The organism is Bacillus sp. CFBP9009 (genome assembly GCF_036541465.1).
Classification (GTDB): domain Bacteria; phylum Bacillota; class Bacilli; order Bacillales; family DSM-1321; genus Peribacillus.
In genome coordinates this window covers 700,030-717,787 of the sequence record NZ_JAZHFU010000002.1, presented here as the reverse complement: position 1 = coordinate 717,787, position 17,758 = coordinate 700,030, and the positions used below count along the sequence as shown (strand labels likewise).

14 protein-coding genes and 1 pseudogene are annotated in these 17,758 nt (G+C 41.0%); 13 read left to right on the top strand and 2 right to left on the bottom strand.

Features of this window, described 5'->3' with window-relative positions; all coding sequences use genetic code 11:
• The first annotated feature begins 80 nt into the window (after window positions 1-80).
• Both abc-f and V3595_RS08585 read left to right on the top strand, forming a co-directional pair.
• Entirely contained in the window at window positions 81-1,709 is a 1,629-nt protein-coding gene (abc-f, locus tag V3595_RS08590) for a ribosomal protection-like ABC-F family protein (protein WP_485906570.1), read from the top strand.
• A gap of 244 nt (window positions 1,710-1,953) precedes the next feature.
• Window positions 1,954-2,376: a VOC family protein gene (locus tag V3595_RS08585; protein WP_485906568.1), complete on the top strand. Its 423-nt coding sequence runs from the start codon at window positions 1,954-1,956 to the stop codon at window positions 2,374-2,376.
• A 197-nt stretch (window positions 2,377-2,573) separates the two neighbouring features.
• Here V3595_RS08585 and V3595_RS08580 read toward each other — a convergent pair whose 3' ends face one another.
• Window positions 2,574-4,055: a sigma-54 interaction domain-containing protein gene (locus V3595_RS08580; protein ID WP_485906567.1), complete on the bottom strand. Its 1,482-nt coding sequence runs from the start codon at window positions 4,053-4,055 to the stop codon at window positions 2,574-2,576.
• 344 nt (window positions 4,056-4,399) lie between these two features.
• On the opposite strand from V3595_RS08580, the gene V3595_RS08575 reads away from it, so the two are divergent.
• The 10 genes from V3595_RS08575 (at window position 4,400) to V3595_RS08530 (ending at window position 16,115) form a co-directional block, all read left to right on the top strand.
• Entirely contained in the window at window positions 4,400-5,641 is a 1,242-nt protein-coding gene (locus V3595_RS08575; protein ID WP_485906796.1) for an MFS transporter, read from the top strand.
• Window positions 5,642-5,751: 110 nt separating this feature from the next.
• On the top strand, window positions 5,752-6,972 hold the full coding sequence (locus V3595_RS08570) for a M20 metallopeptidase family protein (protein WP_485906566.1): 1,221 nt from the start codon (window positions 5,752-5,754) through the stop codon (window positions 6,970-6,972).
• A 101-nt stretch (window positions 6,973-7,073) separates the two neighbouring features.
• Complete coding sequence (locus tag V3595_RS08565; RefSeq protein ID WP_485906564.1) at window positions 7,074-8,717, top strand: amidohydrolase; 1,644 nt, start codon at window positions 7,074-7,076, stop codon at window positions 8,715-8,717.
• 399 nt (window positions 8,718-9,116) lie between these two features.
• Window positions 9,117-9,443: a PTS sugar transporter subunit IIA gene (locus V3595_RS08560; RefSeq protein ID WP_485906562.1), complete on the top strand. Its 327-nt coding sequence runs from the start codon at window positions 9,117-9,119 to the stop codon at window positions 9,441-9,443.
• A gap of 281 nt (window positions 9,444-9,724) precedes the next feature.
• Window positions 9,725-10,627: an aldo/keto reductase gene (locus tag V3595_RS08555; protein WP_485906560.1), complete on the top strand. Its 903-nt coding sequence runs from the start codon at window positions 9,725-9,727 to the stop codon at window positions 10,625-10,627.
• A 448-nt stretch (window positions 10,628-11,075) separates the two neighbouring features.
• The gene (locus tag V3595_RS08550) at window positions 11,076-11,675 is read left to right on the top strand and encodes a nucleotidyltransferase family protein (RefSeq protein ID WP_485906558.1); all 600 of its coding nucleotides are present in this window, start codon (window positions 11,076-11,078) and stop codon (window positions 11,673-11,675) included.
• A gap of 135 nt (window positions 11,676-11,810) precedes the next feature.
• Complete coding sequence (locus tag V3595_RS08545; protein ID WP_485906556.1) at window positions 11,811-13,970, top strand: xanthine dehydrogenase family protein molybdopterin-binding subunit; 2,160 nt, start codon at window positions 11,811-11,813, stop codon at window positions 13,968-13,970.
• Window positions 13,967-14,431 carry a (2Fe-2S)-binding protein gene (locus V3595_RS08540; protein ID WP_034312987.1) on the top strand — a complete coding sequence of 155 codons (465 nt, stop codon included), beginning with the start codon at window positions 13,967-13,969 and terminating at the stop codon, window positions 14,429-14,431. The genes V3595_RS08545 and V3595_RS08540 overlap by 4 nt, the downstream gene beginning before the upstream one ends.
• The gene (locus tag V3595_RS08535) at window positions 14,428-15,294 is read left to right on the top strand and encodes an FAD binding domain-containing protein (protein ID WP_485906554.1); all 867 of its coding nucleotides are present in this window, start codon (window positions 14,428-14,430) and stop codon (window positions 15,292-15,294) included. Before V3595_RS08540 ends, V3595_RS08535 begins: the two co-directional genes overlap by 4 nt.
• A 26-nt stretch (window positions 15,295-15,320) precedes the next feature.
• On the top strand, window positions 15,321-16,115 hold the full coding sequence (locus V3595_RS08530; RefSeq protein WP_485906552.1) for an XdhC family protein: 795 nt from the start codon (window positions 15,321-15,323) through the stop codon (window positions 16,113-16,115).
• 337 nt (window positions 16,116-16,452) lie between these two features.
• On the opposite strand, the pseudogene V3595_RS08525 reads toward V3595_RS08530, so the two are convergent.
• Window positions 16,453-16,541 (bottom strand): annotated as a pseudogene (locus tag V3595_RS08525) (IS6 family transposase); the annotation flags it as partial.
• 91 nt (window positions 16,542-16,632) lie between these two features.
• Here V3595_RS08525 and V3595_RS08520 point away from each other — a divergent pair.
• On the top strand, window positions 16,633-17,745 hold the full coding sequence (locus V3595_RS08520) for a DNA alkylation repair protein (RefSeq protein WP_485906550.1): 1,113 nt from the start codon (window positions 16,633-16,635) through the stop codon (window positions 17,743-17,745).
• The last annotated feature ends 13 nt before the right edge of the window (window positions 17,746-17,758 follow it).

Below are 17,758 nucleotides of genomic sequence, written 5' to 3'. Positions count from 1 at the left end.
CAGATGAGGTATATTTGGTTTATGTATATTAATTTAGTAGCAGGCGATCTCTCTCTAGAAAAATGGAGGGGGATTTTTTTATGTTATTTTTAAAAGCGAATGATTTAAAGAAAAGCTACGGGAGCCGTGAAGTTCTTTCTGTAGATACACTTCATCTTTACAGTCATGACCGTGTTGGTTTGGTTGGCAGGAATGGAGAAGGTAAAACGACCCTGCTTTCTATACTAGCGGGCGTGAGGGCACCCGATTCCGGTTATATAGAGAGCTATGGAACAGTCAGCTATATCCCGCAGATTGAAGAAACTGAACAAGAAATAAGCGGTATATTAACGAGCATATGGAAATTGCCCAATGAGGAGCAAGAAAACATAAGCGGCGGCGAACGTACTCGAAGAAAAATCGCCGCAGCTCTGTCTTCCAATGCAGATGTATTGATTGCGGATGAACCTACCAGTCATTTGGATATGTCCGGAATTGAACAATTGGAAAAGGATTTAAAATCTTTTAATGGCGCTATTTTGCTTACTTCACATGATAAAGCATTCTTGAATCATCTGTGTACAACAATATGGGAAGTTGAGCAAGGCAAGGTAACGGTATATGAAGGGAATTACGAAGCATATAACAAACAAAAGCAAGCAAAAACAGAAAAGGAAAATAAGCAATATGAAGAGTATACCCGCGAAAAGAACCGGTTGAAACAGGCTGCACAAAACCTCCAAGCCAAATCTGATTCAATTAGGAAAGCCCCTAAACGAATGGGTAATTCAGAAGCAAGGCTGCATAAACGCAGCGCGGGGAAACAGAAGGCGAAATTGAACCGTTCTGCCGAAGCGATCGAAACTCGGATCGAAAAATTAGCAAAAAAAGAAAAACCGAGGGAAGATCCTCCTATCATTTTTGATATTTCAGAATTTCCATCTTTGCATAGCAAAAGGGTCATTCGATTTAATGGCTGTTCCCTGAAAGTTGGATCAAGGATGCTGAAGCAACATATTTTTGGAGATGTCCAACTAGCTTACAGACTCGCCATCAATGGTCAAAATGGATCAGGAAAATCGACATTACTGAAAAAGATAGTAGAACGGCACCAAGATTTATATGTCGCGAAGCCGGCAAAGATTGGATTTTTTGCACAACAACAAGAAAATTTGAATGAAAGTAAAACGGTTCTTGAAAATATATTGGAGGACAGTCCCTACAATCAGGCTTTTATTCGTACGCTATTATCACGATTAGCTTTTAAAGGAAATGACGTTCACAAACAAGTATCACTATTAAGCGGTGGGGAAAGAGTCAGGGCTTCCCTAGCTAAAGTTTTTTTGGGAAATTATAATGTACTGGTTTTGGATGAACCTACAAATTACCTGGATATTCATACTAAAGAGGCTTTAACCGAAGTGTTAAAAGCATATCCAGGAACCATCGTTTTTGTGACTCATGATCGTTCATTGATCCAATCGCTTGCAACACATTCACTTTCATTTGAAGATGAACCTTCGAGAGTATGTGCCATCAATCAGAAATCAACTAAATCGGCTACGCTTAAAGATGGTCATCAAGATAAACAGGCTGAACTTCTTATGATTGAAGTGCAAATCATTGAGACACTTGGGAAACTGTCCAGTGTTGTGAAGGAAGAGGAAAAGGAGGAATTGGATAGGGAATATCTTCAACTCTTGAACAAGAAAAAGGAACTTGAAGATTAAGTGCAACCCATAAAAGGCCCTTCTCAATCGAGAGGGGCTTTTTGATTGATAAAGAGCGGTTAAAGTAGAGAGATATATTACACTTTAAATACCAATAAAATGGATTAGTGAAATTAATGAAAAAAAAGATGGGGGATGTTAAAATTAACCAACTGCATGAAGGAAAGACTCATCTTGATTGGGATTCAATTAGATAAAATATATGAAATTTAGAAGGAGAAAGTAAGTAAGAAGGGGGACAATCATGAAACCGCGTATTACTGTCATTACATTAGGTGTGGATGATTTGGAAAAATCGCTGGAATTCTATCGGGATGGCTTGGGATTTCAAACAGAAGGAATAGTTGGCAAAGAATTTGAGCATGGAGCCGTTGCCTTTTTCGACTTGCAAGAAGGCCTAAAGCTTGCCATATGGAATCGAAGGGATATAGCTCATGAGGCCAAGGTTCCTTTGTCTCCGGCAACCCCTACTGAATTTACCCTTGGTCACAATGTAGGCAGTAAAGAGGAAGTGAATATTGTGTTGGAAAAAGCAAAAAAAGCTGGAGCGATCATAACCGATCCGGCACATGACACTTTCTGGGGAGGATACTCTGCACACTTTCAAGACCCTGATGGACACCTTTGGGAAGTCGTTTGGAATCCGCAGTGGGATATTAAAGAATAATGAAAGCCTGTTTGGCAGCGTCATCTCCAGAATAAGGAGAATGCAGAAAGCGAATGAGGTAAAAAATTGAAAAAAGCACTTTACCTAGGGGTTAAGTGCTTTTTTTTTTGCAAAAAAGCATGACTTTTGGTTGGTCCCTCACACTGTCAAGGTTTCCTAACATTTTTATCAGTTACGGCGGCATCTACGGTTCCAGCTTATTTTTCTTCTTTTGTAATCGCATATTTCGCCAACCTGCGCATAAATAATGACTGAGTAACGCCCAGTGCTTTTGCCGCATCGCGGGTTGTTTTATGATGATGGAATGCTTGTGTGATCATTCTTTTTTCGACGCATTCCAAAACTTCATGTAAAGAATTTCCTGCATTTAAAGAGATAGAAACCTCTTCGGAGACTGAATCGATCAAGCGTTTTGGCAAATCCTGAATTGCAACTTCATCCTCTTTTGCCATAATGACAAGCTGCTCAATTATATTTTCCAATTCCCGTACATTTCCAGGCCAATGATAGTTTTGAAGCACTTCGACCACTTTTGTAGAAAGCACTCGTTTATGGTTATGCAAGTAATTAAACTTCTCCAAATTATACTGAAGGAGACAAAAGATGTCTTCCTTCCGCTCACGAAGCGAGGGTATGCGGATCGGTAAAATATTGAGGCGATAATATAAATCAGCCCGGAATTTCCCTTCTTTGACCATATCCTCCAAATTACAGTTGGTAGCTACAATGATACGCACATCGGCTTTTACCGTTTGGGAAGCTCCAATCGGCATGTACGTTTTATTTTGCAGCAATTGAAGGAGTTTGGGTTGTAAAGAATGTGAAAGTTCGCCAATCTCGTCTAAGAAAAGGGTGCCTTTCTCCGCAAGTTTGACAAGTCCGGTTTTGCCGTTTGCATTTGCTCCGGTGAACGCCCCTTTTTGATAGCCGAACAGTTCGGATTCCAGGAGCAATTCCGGAATCGCTGCGCAATTAATATGGATAAACGGACGATCTTTTCGGTCACTCAGATGATGAATACGTTCCGCTATAAGCGTTTTTCCAACACCTGTTTCCCCTGTAATAAGAACGGTCGTTTCCACACAGGCAACTTTTTCAATTGTTTCCTTGAGCATATCATAGACCCGGCTTTGTCCGATAAAAAAAGGGACTTCTTTGGTCCTTACAAGTTTCGCTTTGAGTTTTTGTAATTCGTGTAAATAAAACTGAAAAGCAGAATCCAATTCTTCAATTTTAATTTGAGAACTGTAACCGACGAAATCCGGAATATCATAACCCAATGCGACTGCATATTTTGGTTTATCATGTTCGTCCAATATAAGATGGCCTGTAGCCACTCCTTTTCCTTCTCCAACTTGTTGGATAATGCTGACGTTTTGTTTCTTATCTAACACTATTTTCGTAACAGACTGATTGAAGATCCCCTCTTTTTCCAATTGAGAGACGTTTTTTCCGATTAGCTCATCTCTCTTTTTCCCAAACAACTTACAGCTCATGTCGCTAACAAAAAGAGTCATTCCGTTCTTATCGGTTATATAAATAGGTTTATTCATGTAGTTCATGATTTTGAATAAATATTCCGGTTCGATGGTTAACATATTCTGATTCATCACTTGCCTTTCCTTTAATGACGGATGGATCGACCGTTTATTTTGAATCGAAAATAATTCAAAGTTCATCATTATTGTGAGTAGCGTTGATTCAATTTCGATTCATTTGAATCGATTCATAATAATTATAACTATAATATTTAGAAATTTCACACAATTACACCTATTTGCGTTATTTTTTCATTGTAAAGTGATCTTTTTCTTGGCATAAAACTTGCATAAATAATTTGGTGTAAAGGAGGAAATGAGATCCATCAGAAAACAAAAAATAATGCATTTGAGTTAGTGAATTTTTAATGGACTAAATTGAAGAATTGTCGGCAGAGGAAGTTGCATTTTTACAGAAACTTGGTGCGTAGTCGTAATGATTTTTTTGCTGATTATCTTTAGGGGAGGTATGATTTGTGAAACGTATGGGTGTTCAGGGGTACAACAGGAAGTTCATCTTGTCTCTCCTATTTGTGGGTTATATGGTTTCTTATATGGATAGGTTAGTTATGAATCTTGCTGTGGTGCCGATTGGTCAAGAATTCCATCTTAGTCCGACTGCCACGGGAACAGTAATCAGCGTCTTCTTCTTGGCTTACGCAATCATGCAAGTTCCGGCCGGCTGGCTGACAGATCGTTTGGGTTACAGAAGGGTGATTCTTTTTTCTATTTTTCTCTGGTCGTTCTTTACAGTTATCACTGGTTTTACTTGGTCGTTTACCGCTTTGATCGCGATTCGATTTTTGTTCGGAATTATGGAGGGGGGATATCCTGCTGCCTGTGCAAAAGCCATCGCTGAGTATTTCCCTAAGAAAGAACGAGGTAAAGCACAGTCTATCTTAATGTCATCGAATTCGTTTGGCGGTCTAATTACGGGTGTTCTTGTGCCAACGCTCCTGATTTGGTTGGGCTGGAGAAACGTGTTCTTTGCTCTTGGAGCAGCAGGTGTGATTATTGGAGTACTGCTTTGGAAATACATTCGGAGTCCGATTCAATTGGAAGAAGCAAAAGAACAACAACCAGTAAACAAGGATTCCATGCTCTCTTTATTGAAAACTCGTCAGACGTGGGCATTGGTCCTAACGTGGTTTTCAATCAGCATTGCTTCGTGGGGCACTTCTTCATGGTTGCCCATGTATATGGTAACAGTACGTCATTTAGATTTGGTTTCCGCAGGGTTGTTGGGACTCCTTCCGACTACGGCCGCAACTCTGGGAACGGCAGCGGGTGGTTGGTTGCTGGTCAGATTTTCCGGTAGGGAGAAAATGTACTTTGTAATGAATGGACTTTTTTACACAGTATTTTTATTTTTAGCACTCTTCGCACCTAATGTTGGAATGGTCTTTACCTATTTAACACTGTCATCAATCTTTTATGGTTTTGTGTTTAGTGCAGTATACGCACTTCCTCACAAATTGTTTGACAAGAGTGTGATTGGTTCCGCGATTGGAATTATGAATCTGGGATCGATGATTGGTGGATTCATTGCACCGATCATGATGGGAGTACTCATCTCAGCATTAAAAGGTTCTTATGACGGCGCTTTCTGGTTCTTAATTGCGGCTGGTTTGTCTTCCGCGCTGTTCGGACTAACCTTTCGAAACAGCAATCATGTTTCTCACGGGGACGTGGCCGATCAAATACAGTCGAATGCTAAAGCCAAATAGTGGTGTTTGGCTAATGGGAAAACAAATTTAGTAAGGTGGAACGGAAATGTTGATCATGTATATAAGCAATCTGGTGGATTAATGCTAGAACAAATATCGGGGTGGTAATGATGCTAAAAAACTTATTTAGTAGACTTCAAGAGGTATATCCGGAGTTGGTTAAATTTCGCAGAGATCTTCATATGTATCCTGAATTATCCTTCCAGGAGATCAATACCCCAAAAAAGATCGCTGATTTATTAACTAACCTGGGATTGGAAGTAAGAACAGAAGTTGGCGGAAGAGGAGTAGTTGGACTCTTGAGAGGAGGGAAACCGGGCAAGACAGTAGCGCTGCGCGCGGATTTCGATGCATTGCCGATATCAGACGAGAAAGACGTGGAGTACAAGTCCCGTATACCTGGGGTGATGCATGCCTGCGGCCATGATATTCATACAGCAGCTTTGATTGGAGTAGCTAAAGTATTAAACGAAGTGAAGGATGAGCTCGAAGGTAATGTTGTCTTTATCCATCAGTTTGCGGAAGAGGTAATCCCAGGAGGGGCAAAGTCCATGATTGAAGAGGGCTGTCTGGATGGAGTCGATGTCATTTATGGAGCCCATGTATCTTACATTCTTCCGCTTGGTATGGTTGCTGTTGGAGAGGGATATATAATGGCGGCCGGAGATATCTTTGAAATTGAGGTTTATGGGAAAGGTGGGCATGGAGCGACTCCTCATTTGACGGTAGATCCAATTATGGTGGGCAGTCAAATGGTGCTCAATTTGCAGCAAATCGTCAGCCGCCGCGTTGATCCATCTAAAACAGCTGTTGTCTCGATTGGTTCTTTTCAAAGCGGACAGGCTTTTAATGTCATTCCCGACACAGCCAAAATTACCGGAACGGTACGAACCTTCGAGGAAAGCGTGCAGGTTTTGATAGAAGAAGCCATTGGGCAAATCGCAACATCCACCTGCGAAGGGGCAGGAGCCACTGTGAAATTTAAGTACGAGAGAGGATATCCCGCTTTGTGGAATCATCCGGAGGAAACAATAAAAGCCGACAAGTTAGCAAAAAATCTTCTAGGAGAGGAAAAAGTAATACAAATCCAGCCGTTTACGTTAACGGGAATGGAGGATTTCTCCTTTTATCTGCAGAAGGTGCCTGGAACGTTTTTCTATGTGGGAGGTGCGAATCCGGCGATGAATGCGATATACCCGCATCATCATCCGAAATTTGATGTAGATGAAAAGTCAATGATGTACATCGGAAAGATGTTTATTGTATTGGTTTTTAATTATCTCTCAAACAGTATTATTGATGCCGATTCTATCAATCAAGTAGAAGCTTAGTAGAAATAAATTATGTTTTGTAGGCTGAATTGGCTGAAAAACTAGAACCCCACAAAGCATAGTCATTAGATCTTGTTTACAGAAAAATAAGAGGTGATCGTATGTTTGCTGATGTTGTATTTTTAAACGGACAAGTCATTACCGTCGATTCGGGCAATCGGATCGCAGAAGCAGTTGCCGTTAAACGTAACCGAATAGAAGCCGTCGGAACGAACAAAGAAATCAAACGTTGGATTGGAGAGAGCACCAAAGTGATGGATTTGCAAGGTAGGACTCTACTGCCAGGATTTATAGATTCACATTTGCATCTGCTCGGTTATGGACTTACAAGGCTAGCGATTAATTGCAAAGACGCATCGATTCAATCCAATGCAGATATTATCGGTGAATTGAAGCGGAAGGCGGAATCCAGCCCTGAAGGAGGGTGGATCGTAGCAGTAGGCTACAACGAGATGTTTATGTTGGAAGGCCGGTACCTGACCCGCCATCAGCTGGATGGGGTGTCGACGGAACACCCGATTCTAATTGTGCGACAATGCGGCCACATCATGATTGCGAACAGTAAAGTGTTGGAATTGGCAGGTGTAAACGACCAATCGGTCGATCCGGAAGGTGGAGTGTTCGGTCGAGACGAGTCCGGTAGATTTAACGGGCTACTAGTGGAAGCAGCCATGGATCCGGTAAAACGTGTCATGAATCCGACGGAAGAGGTCTTGGCCAGAGCGGCGGAAATTGCTTCGCGCGATTTCGTATCGTTCGGCATTACGACAATTCATGATGCGGGTGGGTACGAGCCGGTCAATCTTCGCATCCTGCAGCAAGCGGTTTGTTCCGGCCGCTTAAAGGTTCGGGTGTATGCAATGGTCGTTCACGAGCCTAACTTTATTCGAATGAGAGAGACGTGCCTGTCCACTGGGTTCGGCGACGATCGATTTCGCATCGGTCCGGCGAAAATCTTTATAGACGGAGCCAGCACCGCGCCGACGCTTGCGACACGTCAGCCATATGAGACGAATCCGGAAGACAGCGGCATTCTGTACTACACGCAAGAGAATATGAACGACGCGCTCATCGCAGCCCATCGCGATGGTTATCAAATTACGGCTCACGCCCAGGGCGATCGGGCGATTGAGATGTTGTTGAATACGTTCGAAGAAGCGCTTAGACAATATCCGCGACACAATCACAGACATCGAATCGAGCATGCCGGTTTGGCGATGCCCGATCTCATCGAGCGAATGGCTAAATTGGGCATAGTGACCGTTCCTAACCCGAACTTTTTCGCTGAATTCGGAGATATATACATTAAGCACTTCGGCGCTCGCAGCGACTATTTTTACCCAATTAGAGCCTGTTTGAAAGCTGGTATTGTTGTAGCAGGGGCCTCGGATACCCCCGTCTCGAACTGCAATCCGCTTATCGGCATTCATGGGGCGGTCAACCGACTGACGCCCTCCGGCGAGGTCATTGGGGAAGAGCAGAAAATCTCCGTCATGGAAGCGATTAGGCTGTACACCTGGAATGGAGCCTATGCAAGCTTCGAGGAAGACCGAAAAGGAAGCATCGAGGTAGGGAAATTAGCCGATTTGGTTGTGTTGAACGACCGAATATTGAATGTAACAATCGACAGTATTGATCAATTACGGGTTGAAATGACGATGATTGACGGGGAAATCGTTTACGAGATGGGGAAATCTCCGGATGCAGATTATGCGTTGGAAGAAACCATTAATTTCATTATGTAAATATTCAACTACACTATATCATTCTATTTTTAATGAAAAGTGTAAAGAAAATATATGAATTTGATACTAGGAAAAGAAAAAAATGAGCTCTAGACTCGACCAGTCTAGAGCTACAGATTGTCATAAATATTTACTGTTTTAATAAATATGTTTCAAAAATTAGGTGAAATTTTTTAATGATGGCAGTTATCTTTAAATAGGAAAAGAGAAAAATTTTAATTCTTTAAAGATTAAATTGAATAACTGAAATGCAGAAAATGCTAGAAGAAAGATTGAAGGCTTTAAAAGAAAGAAAAACATATAAATCCAATAAATTATGGATCATGTAATGGTAAGGAAGTATTGCGTACGGCTCTCCAATTAATATCAAAATAACATACTATCAAAAGGGGTGTTAATATGACGAAAACGAAAGAGGATCTCTCTGAATTATCATTTCAATTAATTCTCCATAGCGGGAATGCCCGCAGTTGTGCAATGGAAGCCATCGCCTTGCAAAAACAAGGTAAATCAAGCGATGCCCAGGATAAATTAAAGGAAGCGGAACAAGAGTTTGTTGCGGCACATAAAATCCAAACCGCATTGATTCAACAAGAAGTGAATGGTGAGAAATTCGATATTCCAATGCTAATGATCCATGCTCAAGATCACTTGATGACTTCCATGACAACAAAAGATTTAGCAATAGAAATCGTGGAATTACACGAGAAAACACAAAAGAACTAATGAAGTGATTCATGCTGATAGAGGGTTTAAGAGGTTGCTGCGGCAGCCTTTTTCTTATGGACCTAACGTGTGAACTTGCACGAGAAGGCGGCGATATATTTCTTCACGAACCTAAGTTTAATAAATATGGCAGATAAGGGTCACTCAAGATTAGGATTCTCCGAAATTTTAAATTATACTAAGGATCATGGCAGCAGCAAATGATACTGACACAAATTAACGAAGGATAATCAAGATAGAAAAACAAACAATTAATTAGCAAGATCAAAGGGGAGAAAAACATGCAAAGAGTCAATCTAACTGATGAGCTTAGTCTTTCACGCATTGTACACGGTATGTGGAGATTGGCAGATTGGAGATTTTCTACCAAGGAAATCCTATCTCTTATTGAACACGGAATGGATCGGGGCGTAACTACATATGATCACGCCGATATATATGGCAGTTATACGTGTGAGGAGATTTTTGGGAACGCACTTTCATTAAAGCCATCTTTACGCGATAAAATGGAGATTGTTACGAAATGTGGCATAGTTCTTCAATCAGAAAACCGTCCTTCCCATAAAAGTCACCATTATGACACTAGTAAAGCCCATATCATAAAGTCTGTTGATCAATCTCTTATGAATCTAAAAACGGATTATATTGATCTGTTACTTATTCATCGTCCGGATCCCCTGATGGACCCTGCGGAAACGGCTGAGGCGTTTAATCAATTAAAAGAATCAGGAAAGGTCCGTAACTTTGGAGTATCGAACTTCAAAAAACCGCAATGGGATATGCTTCAATCTTATCTAGAATATCCGCTTGTGACGAATCAACTGGAGCTTTCTGCATATAATCTTGAAAACTTCGAAGACGGAACCATGAACTCATGTCAGGAAATGGGCGTGGCGCCGATGGCATGGTCACCGCTTGCAGGAGGAAGCATTTTTGAGGAATCGAATGAAAAGGCTGTCCGCTTAAGAAAAACGTTAGAAATCGTAAAAGAAGAAATCGGGGCCAATGGAATAGATGAAGTGATGTATGCATGGCTGTTGAGACATCCCGCAAAAATCATTCCGATCGTTGGATCAGGTAAGAAAGAACGATTGGACAGCGCCATTGATTCACTAAACCTAAGCATGGAAAAAGAGCAATGGTTTAACATATTAACAAGCTCGATGGGACATGATATTCCGTAATGAATTGTACCTTTGAACAAGAAACCTTGCTTCATTAATGGGGACCTCCGTAAAGAGGTCCCCATTAGTTTGTCTACAAACTGAAGTCTTTGCTCATTAGAGCAAAGGCTTCTTTATATTCTAAAAAAAACACCGTTATTTGATAATTCAATAATTTTAGCTTCTTCGATTAAACCTTGGTCAATACTTGACACTCATTCTCTTAAAATAAGGACTATGTATTGTCTCTTTATATCTTTTGATAATTTAAAAATAGTATCAAGTTGGTTAATAAGTAATATAATGAGGTTTTTACGCATATAAAGAAAAAACACTATCCAGATTCTTTAATTAAAATTCAAAACATAAACAATCAATGTTCTCTTAATAGTCCATACAGCAAATCCTTCCTCCGCTTTATGATTGTATTGTGAGATTTAAGAAAAATGATAGGTAGAAGGTGACGAATATGGAAGCAATCGTCCTAGCTGCTGGATATTCCAGCAGAGCGAATGCATTTAAAATGACTTTGCCGATCGGGCAAATGAGCGTGTTGGAGCAAACGATCTCTAAATTTGAAGGATTATGCAGCAGGGTAATCGTCGTAGCTGGGTTTCAAGCGGAAATCATCCAAGTGGAAATTGCCAAAATCATCAGTGAAAATGCCTATTCATTTCAGATCAAGTTTGTTTATAATGAAAACTTTAACCAGGGAATGTTTCATTCCATTCAAAAGGGCTGCAACGAAGTAAATGCCCCAACCTTCTTTATAACACCCGGCGATTGTCCGCTTGTAAAAAAAGAGACTGTTCAGCTACTAGCAAAACACAAAGGAAACGTGGTTATTCCCAGCTTTGACTATAAAGGCGGCCATCCCATTAAATTATCAAGCGAAGTGAAACAGAAAATTCTCGAAACCAATCCAGAAAGTAATTTGCGTGTGGTCCTGGGCGGTTACGAAAAGCAATACATGAATGTAGATGATGCGGGAGTATTAATGGATGTTGATACACCGGAGGATTACCAAAAAGCCATTGATTATGATAATGCTTTAAATTTCTCGAAGTAAAAATAAAAATAAAAACTACGAAAATCTTGAATAGAAATGAATCATAAAAGATCATTCTCATTGATAAAATCATAGGAAGAGGTTTCTATTCAGAATATGTCCGATTAAAAAAATGAGTCGAAGGGTGTTGTTGCAATGAATCTCAAAGACATAAGCACCTCAGTGCCCAAAAAGGATCATAAAGGTAAAGTATCGGGCCAGTTGCCCTATATTAGTGACGTAAAAGTGGAAAATATGGTTAATGGTGTTTTGTATCGATCGCCAATTGCTTATGGAAAAATAATATCCATTCAATTACCTAACCTTCCGGAAGGGTATGAAGCTGTAGGAGCAGAGCATATCCCCGGACCGAATTATGTCAAAATTATCAAAGAAGATCAGCCCATTTTTGCCAATGAGTGGGTCAATTATATTGGTGAGCCAATTCTCATGCTCACGGGCAAAGACCTGGATATCCTGTACAGTTTGTTAAATGAAGTGAAGGTTGAATTTGAAGAACATCAGGCTATCTATACATTGGACGAAGCGATCAAGCAAAAATCAGTATCCTTAGTTTTGGCAAGCTATGAATTTGGGGAAAGCTTAGAAAACATTTCAGCTATCGAGCAGGGAGCCCATCAAATCATCGAAGAAGAATATGATACGGGTTATCAGGAGCATGTCTATCTTGAGCCGCAAGGAATGCTCGCCGTTTATAAGGATGATGAAATTGTCGTCCAGGGATCGATGCAATGTCTTTATTATATAAAAAATGCATTGCTAAGCGCATTAGCCTGTGGCGACGATGAAGTCAGGGTTGTTCAAAGTCCTACCGGCGGAGGTTTTGGCGGCAAAGAAGATTATCCTTCTATGATGGCTTGTCACGTAGCCGTTGCCGCAAGAGCAGTAAAAAAATCGGTAATGCTCGTGTTCGACCGTTCTGAGGATATGCTGGTAACGACGAAAAGGCATCCGGCCAAACTCAAATATCGGACGGCCCTTGATAAGGAAGGAAATATTTTGAGCATGTGTGTTGACATCTATCTCGATGGAGGGGCAAATGTTGGATTGAGCTCTGTCGTACTGCAGCGCGCATTATTAAACAGTGCCGGTGTTTATAAAATTCCGTATTTTCATGCAAAAGGCTATGTCTTAAAAACCAATACCGTTCCGAACGGCGCCTTCAGAGGCTTTGGTGCTCCTCAAAGCTTTGCCGGAATCGAAAGTCATATTGGACATCTTAGTAAACTGGCAAAAATCGACCCGCTTGAATATAAACGAAAATACCTCGTCAAACAAGGAGACCCCACCATCACCAAAGGTAAATTCCGCGACCCGATATTAGTGGAAGATATGATTGAGGACGTACTCAACGTGTCAGAATACAACAAGAAAAAAGAAGACTTTCAGCGCTTAAATCAACAAAATCAGCGCTATAAAAAAGGCATAGGAACTTCGCTGTTCCTCCACGGCTGTGGATTTACTGGCAGTGGCGAAAGAGATCATATTAAAGCAAAGGTGAAACTGGTTAAATCAAAGGACGACCAGGTATCACTAAAAATCTCAAACTCTGATATGGGACAAGGTATTTTGACGACGTTGTGTAAAATTGTTGCCAAAGAACTTAACCTCCCGTTCGAAGATATTTTGTACCCTTATCCCGACACAAAAGAGGTTCCCGACTCGGGTCCGACCGTAGCTTCCAGGACGACGATGATTGTCGGAAAATTGCTTGAGCGGGCCGCAAAAAAACTTAAGAATCAGTGGGAAACAGGGGTGGAACAGGAAGTGGTTGAGCACTATGTTCACCGTGAAATGATTCCTTGGGACGAGAAAACCTTCACTGGAGATGCCTACCCGGCTTATTCATGGGGCGTTAATATCGTTGAAGTAGAAGTTGATACGTTAACAGGTAATTTAAAGTTAGAAAAAGTATACGGCAATTATGAAGTTGGGAAGGTCATCGATGAACGGATTATGAAAGGCCAAATTGACGGTGGTTTGGCTCAAGGGCTAGCATACGGTTATCTAGAAAAGATGACGTCAAAACAAGGTAGAATCCAACAAAAAAGCATATCGGATTATGGACCGCCGACTTCATTGGATATTGTTTCAATTGAAAGCAAGGTCTTTGATAACCCCTATGCTGATGGTCCATACGGGGCGAAGGGTGCAGGTGAATTGACTTTAATCGGAGGTGCTCCAGCAGTCCAAGCTGCGATTGAGGATGCCCTGCACACTTCTTTTCAGCAAATTCCGATTACACCGGAAGTCATTATTGAAAGTCTTTGGATGAAAGAAGGTGAAGAGGGTTGATTAAATTCACACTAAATGGAAGAACGGTAGAAACTGACGCCCCTGCTACAGCAAGATTACTAGATTTATTAAGAGATGAGTTTGAGTTAATCGGAACAAAGGAAGGCTGTGGTGAAGGGGAGTGCGGAGCCTGCAGTGTTTTTGTGAATAACCTCCTGCAAAACAGCTGCCTTATTCCAATTGGCTCGATTGCTGGTGCTGATATTCAAACGATCGAAGGCATCATTGAAACGGAACAATTTAAAATTTTAGATGAAAGCTATTCCATAGCCGGGGGAGTGCAATGCGGCTATTGCATACCGGGAATGATTATGGCAAGTGCAGCTTTGTTATCTGAAAATCCTCATCCTTCAGAGGCTGAAATTCGTGAGGGCATCTCCGGAAATCTGTGCCGATGTACGGGCTACAATATGATTGTTGAGGCGATTAACCTAGCAGCTAAAAAAGGTGATGGCTTATGATAGAGAAAATAACAGCGTATCGCTTCGAGCGTTTAGACGAAACTTTGAGCCAATTGAATAGAGAAGATTGTGCAATCATAGCCGGGGGCACCGATGTTATGGTTCTTCACAAAAGTAGAAGGGGAGTACCTCCAAAAATCCCTAAACCGATTGTTTTTATTAATCATCTTTCCGAATTAAAGCAGGTGTATCAACATCACAAGGATCTCCACATCGGGGCCTGCTGTACCTATAGTGAATTACTTGAAAATCCGTTGATTCCTTTTGCTTTAAAGAATGCAATTAAAACAATTGCTGCCCCGGCAATTAGAAACCGGGGAACATTAGGCGGTAATATTTGCAACGCCTCTCCAGCCGGTGACATGCTTCCTTTATTATATGTATATAATGCAAAGCTTCTGTTGCGCTCCGTAAATGGTGATCGCATGGTTGCGATTAGCGATTTCATTCAAGGTCCACGACAGGTTCAACGCTTTCACAATGAAATAGTAACGGAGATTATTCTGCCGTTCGTATTAGGAGATTCACATGTCGTTTTCGAGAAAGTCGGCAACCGCAACGCAGATGCCATTGCCAAAGTATCGTTTGCGGGTTTCGTCCGGATAAGCAAAGATCAAATCGATGACATTCGATTTGCCTTCGGGGCGGTCGGACCTACGATGGTTCGTTCCATTGATATTGAGAAGAAGCTGGTTGGAAAAACGATACCATTAGCCGATGCAGACATCGCTGAAATTGTGGCAGCCTTCGATAAGATCATTAGACCAATCGAAGATCAACGCTCCACTGCGGCTTACAGAAAAACCGTTGCGTTACATCTTTTACGTTATTTTCTTAGCATGAAGCAATATCAACCGAATTAATGTTTAAAGATAGGGGGGAGCTTTTCATGCAGCTGATGGAAAAAGTGGCCATGCTGACACGTCAAAACGAAACCTTTGCTTTAGCCATGATTATTGAATCAAAGGGCTCGACTCCCAGGCATGTTGGAAAAATGATTGTCTACCGGGATGGTACCATTGAAGGGACTGTCGGAGGGGGCTTGGCTGAACACTATGTGATCGAAGATAGTGTAAAGGCGATCCAAAATGGCCAATCGAAAATCGTTGAATATAAATTGAATAAACATGCAAAAGACGGAATTCAGATGAATTGTGGCGGCACGTTACGGGTCTTTATTGAAGTCTATACAAGCAGGCCTGAACTCATTCTGGCTGGGGCCGGTCATTTAGGCCATGCGTTGGCAAAGCTCGCTGATTTCCTCGAATATCCTTATTGCATTGTCGATGATCGCGTTGGTTATTGTACAAAGGAACGCTTTCCGAATGCGACAAACCTTTTTGTGAACGAGGATATTGGAAAGGCTTTGCTCGCAGCCAACCTAAATGCAAAATCATATGTGGTAATTGTTACAAAAGATTGTGATGATATTGTATTAAAAACGGCACTGCAATTTCCGATTGCATATGTTGGGATGGTAGCCAGTAAACGCAAGGTCATAAGCATATTTGAAAAGTTAAAAAGTGAAGGGGTCACGCAAGAACAGTTGGAGCAGGTCCATTCTCCAATCGGATTGGAAATTGACTCGGAAACATCAGAAGAAATTGCCATCAGTATTATCGGTCAAATCATCAAATTAAGCAAGGAAAAAAAGCCTGTAAAAGTGAAACTATTAAATAGATAAGTAGAAAGGTCAGATAAAGCTAAAATCAAAATGTCTAATAGACAATTAGGTCAGTCCCACTGTGTTAAAGTATTAACTCAGTGGGACTGACCCTTTTTCTTTGATAAAAGCTAGAAGCAGGCCCTTGCTCTTCAGAGTGGGCTTTTTGTCGTTTTAATTAATTCATTAATATGGTAGGAATATTTTACTTTATATGCTACTACTATCATACTATACACAAAGGAAAACTCCTGGAGGGATTTTGTATGGGGATATAAGATGGACTTATGGGAAACGGGTTCTGGTGCAAAGATTACATCCATTGGAAAGAATATATAGATTCCTATAGAATCAGCTATTATGCAGCCATTCCAAATAGTGATGAATGAACTTCACTTGATTTTGGACAGACTTGTTCTGTAAAGTAAGCTGTCCTTTTTTAATGATTGTATCGTGCATCACATAGTTTGAAATGATAGCTGATAGGTAGTGCAAGTATCCAAAAGCAAATTTAACCTGAAGAAAAGAAGTGAATAAAATGGCTGAGCCTTTAAAGGATTTATATAATGAAACGTTCATTCGTGAATTCGGTGAAAAAGTAAAGGGTGTTAATCCGTCCTTCTCTACTGAATCGTTTATAGGGGAAGTAATTGATGAGCATTGGGACGAGAGGAAGTTAAAAGAACGAATAAGGCACATTTCCATTACTCTTGGAAAGCATCTTCCAAGTGATTATCAAGAGGCTTTGGATATTTTGTATCGGCTTGATAAGGATTGTGAGGGTTTTAGATATTTATTTTTCCCGGATTTTGTAGAGGTACATGGATTGAATAAGAAAGATTGGCCGTTATCGCTAGATGCGTTGGAGCGTTTTACAGCAAGGTCATCCTCCGAGTTTGCAATTCGTGCTTTTATCTTGCTTGATCCCATTTTAATGATCGATAAGATGAAGGAATGGACCAATCATGATAATGAGCATGTCCGCAGGCTGGCTAGTGAGGGATGCAGGCCCAGGTTACCTTGGGGCCAATCTTTACCGATGTTCAAATCCGATCCGGCACCCGTCTTGGAATTACTTGAGAACCTGAAAAACGATCCGTCCCTATATGTTCGCAAAAGTGTGGCCAATAACTTGAATGATATTGCCAAAGATCATCCGAAAACCGTAATAGAAACAGCCAAGCGCTGGTATGAAAGCGGAGTACCCAACACGATTTGGATTATTCGACGGGGATGCAGGACCTTAGTTCGTCAAGCAGATCCAGAAGTCCTTTCTTTATTTGGATACACGGATATATTGAATAATCCGAATATCATTACAAACGCATTTATTAGAAATGAACCAGACTCGATTTTTATTGGGGAAACGAGTGAACTTCATTTCGGTTTTCAAGTTCAAGAAAAGAACACTGTGAAACTTCGCATCGAGTATGCCATCGATTTTGTGAAAGCAAATCAGAAAACTTCCCGTAAAATTTTCCTTTTGGCAGATAGGGATTTCTCAGATGATGAAGGAGTTGAAAGAGTGAGGATTCACAATTGGAAAGACCTGACGACACGTCGACATTATATGGGGATCCATCGAATATCACTTCTTGTAAATGGTGTGGAAGTTGCAGAAACGCAAGTGAAATTAAACGCTGAAAGATAATGGATTTTTAAAA

What these genes read in the sequence shown, in the direction of transcription:
- abc-f (WP_485906570.1), top strand. Translation starts at nt 81, where the DNA reads ATGTTATTTTTAAAAGCGAATGATTTAAAGAAAAGCTACGGGAGCCGT.
- V3595_RS08585 (WP_485906568.1), top strand. Translation starts at nt 1,954, where the DNA reads ATGAAACCGCGTATTACTGTCATTACATTAGGTGTGGATGATTTGGAA.
- V3595_RS08580 (WP_485906567.1), bottom strand. Translation starts at nt 4,055, where the DNA reads ATGAACTTTGAATTATTTTCGATTCAAAATAAACGGTCGATCCATCCG.
- V3595_RS08575 (WP_485906796.1), top strand. Translation starts at nt 4,400, where the DNA reads ATGGGTGTTCAGGGGTACAACAGGAAGTTCATCTTGTCTCTCCTATTT.
- V3595_RS08570 (WP_485906566.1), top strand. Translation starts at nt 5,752, where the DNA reads ATGCTAAAAAACTTATTTAGTAGACTTCAAGAGGTATATCCGGAGTTG.
- V3595_RS08565 (WP_485906564.1), top strand. Translation starts at nt 7,074, where the DNA reads ATGTTTGCTGATGTTGTATTTTTAAACGGACAAGTCATTACCGTCGAT.
- V3595_RS08560 (WP_485906562.1), top strand. Translation starts at nt 9,117, where the DNA reads ATGACGAAAACGAAAGAGGATCTCTCTGAATTATCATTTCAATTAATT.
- V3595_RS08555 (WP_485906560.1), top strand. Translation starts at nt 9,725, where the DNA reads ATGCAAAGAGTCAATCTAACTGATGAGCTTAGTCTTTCACGCATTGTA.
- V3595_RS08550 (WP_485906558.1), top strand. Translation starts at nt 11,076, where the DNA reads ATGGAAGCAATCGTCCTAGCTGCTGGATATTCCAGCAGAGCGAATGCA.
- V3595_RS08545 (WP_485906556.1), top strand. Translation starts at nt 11,811, where the DNA reads ATGAATCTCAAAGACATAAGCACCTCAGTGCCCAAAAAGGATCATAAA.
- V3595_RS08535 (WP_485906554.1), top strand. Translation starts at nt 14,428, where the DNA reads ATGATAGAGAAAATAACAGCGTATCGCTTCGAGCGTTTAGACGAAACT.
- V3595_RS08530 (WP_485906552.1), top strand. Translation starts at nt 15,321, where the DNA reads ATGCAGCTGATGGAAAAAGTGGCCATGCTGACACGTCAAAACGAAACC.
- V3595_RS08520 (WP_485906550.1), top strand. Translation starts at nt 16,633, where the DNA reads ATGGCTGAGCCTTTAAAGGATTTATATAATGAAACGTTCATTCGTGAA.